Raw genomic sequence first — 1,948 nt, 5'->3', positions numbered from 1 at the left:
ATAGCCATAAACCGTGATTAGGAGTAGCTCCGTAGGTGTTTTCCAAAAAAACACCGCAATAAAATGCATACAGCGTCAATCGAAAATTGCATGTGACCAATGCGCGGGATCGTTTGGGGGATGTCCCATTCGTTGTCGAAACTCACGACGGTCTCTCAGGTGAAAACGTATGTGAGTGGGGCTGACTGTAACCCACACTTGACACTTCAGGAGTCCGATGCAACACATTGCCATCTATTGCCGCGTCAGCACCAAGAAGCAAGACACACGCAGCCAAGAGGCTGACTTGAAACGCTGGATAGAAGCGTATGCAGTTGATACGCCCGTGAAGTTCTATAGGGACAAGTACACGGGAAAAACGATGGATCGTCCTGTCTGGAACCGACTGGAGTCGGCGATGTCATCGGGCAACGTGTCCAAGGTTGTCGTCTGGCGTCTAGATCGGCTTGGTCGAACGGTTGCCGGTCTTGCTGCTCTTTTCGAGACGTTGCAGGAACGCAAGATTGGTCTTGAGTCGGAAGCGTCCCACTAATTGTTGAAAGATGGTCTCCCGGAGGGCAGAATCTGCCCTTCGCAACTTTTCAATTCGCGTCGGCGGCAACCGACGGGGAGACCATCATGAATGAAGTTAGTCTTTTAGAATCACTGGGGCAAGTTTCGGCCTCTGAAACCGGTTAGGTCTTTCGCGACTTTCTGCGCGGTCATGTGCGGGAAATGATTTGTGAAGTCATGGCCGCAGAAGTTACCGAGCTTTGTGGGCCCAAGCACAATCCATCACCAAGCGATCACTATCGGGCGGGCACCAGTTCAGGCCGCGTTTTGTACGAAGGCGAACGTGAAGAAGTCGTTCGGCCTCGAGTGCGTCAGCAGTCCTGTGACGGCTCCAGTCACGAAGTCGAGTTGAGCACCTATCGCGTTGCCAAAGATCCCGGCCAACTGCAGGCACAGATTGTTCAAGCGATCGTCTCGGGTGTTAGTTCTAGGGGCGTCCAAGAGATCAAGCCAAATTCCCCTGGTGTTAGAAAGTCCAATGTTTCGCGTCTTTGGCAAGAGGCTGGCAGCAAGTTCATCGAGCAGTTACGAGGCAAAGATCTCGGTTCGATCACTTGGTGCGCCTTGATGCTCGATGGCATTCGTTTGAGCAAGAACCAGACCGCTGTGGTGGCATTGGGAATCGACAGCCAGGGGCGCAAGCATGTGATGGACTTTGCACTCGGCAGCAGCGAGAACCTGGAAGTTTCGCGTGAACTGATGAGTCGAATCGTAAAACGTGGATTCACTTGCGACCACCGCTTATACGTAGTTCTCGACGGCAGCGATGCCCTTCGCGGCGCGGTCGTTGATTTCTTTGCTGATGCGGTCGTCCAGCGATGCTTGATTCACAAAGAACGAAACATCAAAGGCAAACTTTCGAAGCGTCATTGGGGCGAGTTATCGCGTCTGTTCACAAGGCTTCGCAGTATTCAAGGAATCGAAGCTGCCGAGGAAGTCTTTGGCGAGCTTAAAGCTTTTCTCAAACCGATCAACGCCGAAGCGTATCGGAGCTTACATGAGGCGGGTGATGACTTGCTGGCGTTGCATCGCCCGAATGTCCCCAGCACGCTACACCGTTCTCTGCTGAGCACCAACGCGATTGAGAACTCATTCTTGAACACACGCCGGAAGCCGGGCCGGGTGACGCGGTTTCGCGTTGAAACCGACCAAGAAAGTCGATGGCTTTCCTATGCGTTGCTGGAGGCTGAGAAAGGCTTCTGTCGCATTTCTGGTCACACTGCACTGCCATCACTGATCACGTCCCTGGCACGGTCAGAACCCAGCTCCGCGTAATCATCATCGCCCCTCCTGACTTCGCCTACGGCGAAGTCAGGAGGGGCGAGCTTGTTGCAAGCTCAATCCTAACCATCTACGTTTTCACCAGAGAGACCATCAAGAGTTTCAACAACGAATG

General features: G+C 53.1%; 1 protein-coding gene and 1 pseudogene. Both read left to right on the top strand.

All coding sequences use genetic code 11. The features are described from left to right. The first annotated feature begins 217 nt into the window (after nucleotides 1-217). Nucleotides 218-532, top strand: coding sequence for a recombinase family protein (locus tag K239x_RS16175; RefSeq protein WP_145419278.1), 315 nt, complete (start codon nucleotides 218-220; stop codon nucleotides 530-532). Next, nucleotides 532-1,827: pseudogene (locus K239x_RS16170) on the top strand (IS256 family transposase). The gene K239x_RS16175 and the pseudogene K239x_RS16170 overlap by 1 nt, the downstream one beginning before the upstream one ends. The last annotated feature ends 121 nt before the right edge of the window (nucleotides 1,828-1,948 follow it).

The organism is Stieleria marina (assembly GCA_007741555.1).
In the GTDB taxonomy this organism is placed as follows: Bacteria; Planctomycetota; Planctomycetia; order Pirellulales; family Pirellulaceae; genus K23-9.
The sequence above is the reverse complement of the archived record's forward strand: the minus strand, read 5'-3'. Positions and strand labels throughout refer to the sequence as shown.

Coding starts and splice junctions, on each gene's coding strand:
- K239x_RS16175 (WP_145419278.1), top strand. CDS start 218: ATGCAACACATTGCCATCTATTGCCGCGTCAGCACCAAGAAGCAAGAC.